At 72.7% G+C, this 1277-nt stretch carries 1 protein-coding gene and 1 pseudogene; one reads left to right on the top strand and one right to left on the bottom strand.

Annotated features, from left to right (window positions below):
- Positions 1 to 350: pseudogene (locus tag AOK03_RS37640) on the bottom strand (B12-binding domain-containing protein); the annotation flags it as partial.
- Positions 351 to 565: 215 nt separating this feature from the next.
- On the opposite strand from AOK03_RS37640, the gene AOK03_RS37635 reads away from it, so the two are divergent.
- Positions 566 to 1198 (top strand): RNA polymerase sigma factor, encoded by a 633-nt coding sequence (locus AOK03_RS37635; RefSeq protein WP_055569864.1) that lies wholly within the window; start codon positions 566 to 568, stop codon positions 1196 to 1198.
- Positions 1199 to 1277 lie beyond the last annotated feature (79 nt).

Raw genomic sequence — 1277 nt, 5'->3', positions numbered from 1 at the left:
CACCCACCCCAGGAGCCCTCCGCAGAGCGGAGGAGACGTACCAGGAGAGAAGGTGTTCGACCTCCACGTACCGCTCGCCGGACGACGCCCACTTGCGCCCGATGGCATGCAGGGCGGGCGCCATGACTTCCTCCCACCCCGTGGTGTAGCCGTACTCCCCCACCGTGGAGCGTAGTTGCGTCTCGACCGCGGGGGCGTCGAGCCGCACCGCAGCTCTGGCGAGACCCCGGCACTCCTGACGTACGTTGCCGAGCGAGAGCCCGCCGGAGTCACCGCCGCGCCGCGGGCGCGGAATCTCGGCCACGGCCTCCTGCAGCGCCGCACGCGCCGCCTCGGCGGGCGGCACGCCCNNNNCGCCCAGTCTTCGGGCGACGCTTCCCGTGGTCATCGCGGTGTCCGACCCCGTGGTCGTGGCGGTGTCCGATCCCGAGGTCATGGTGGCGCCCGGCCTCCGTGCAGCTCTCATCCCGCGACGATACGACGCACAATCGCTGCAAGTTGTCGCCTCTCACTGACTGTCACCAATCTGGGTTCAACTCCGGCCCCTGCACGAGGAGTAGGCATCATGGTGGCAGTCGACATCCAGCCCCCCGACGGCTCTCCGCACTCGCACCCGCACCCCGAGGACCTACTGGGAGACGATCAGCTGGCGGCGGGCGTCGCCGCAGGTGACGAGCGTTGTCTGACGGCGGCCTACCGCCGTTGGGGACGCCTCGTCCACCGGCTCGCCGGGCGTGCCCTGGGCGACGGTCCGGACGCGGAGGACGTGACGCAGCAGGTGTTCCTCGCCGCCTGGCGCGGTCGGCACGGATACCGTCCGGGTGCCGGCGGGCTGGCGGGCTGGCTGGTCGGCATCACGCGGCACAAGGTCGCCGACACGCTCGCGGCCAGGACCCGGCGCGCCGTGCTCGTGACGGCCGTGGGCGCACGGCAGGGGGCGGCTTCCGTCGGCGGGCCCTGCGCCGAGCAGGTGCTGGACCGCGTCCTCGTCCAGCGCGAGCTGGCGAACCTGCCCTCGGCGCAGCAGCTGGTGCTCCGGCTGGCCTTCTACGAGGACCTGACACAGTCCCAGATCTCCCGGCGGACCGGGCTGCCGCTCGGGACGGTCAAGAGCCACATGCGGCGCGGTCTGCGCGCGCTGCGGGAGGGGCTGACGCCGGAGGACCCACCGGCGCCCGGCGCCCCGCAACCGGTCTGAGGACGGCGCATCCGTTCCGCACCGTCGGCGTGAAGTACCGGGCATCAACGCACACCCCTGAACCCCCACACCCCCCCAC

This window comes from Streptomyces atriruber, assembly GCF_001418325.1.
GTDB classification, from domain to species: Bacteria; Actinomycetota; Actinomycetes; order Streptomycetales; family Streptomycetaceae; genus Streptomyces; species Streptomyces atriruber.
This window is presented reverse-complemented; position numbering and strand designations above follow the sequence as displayed.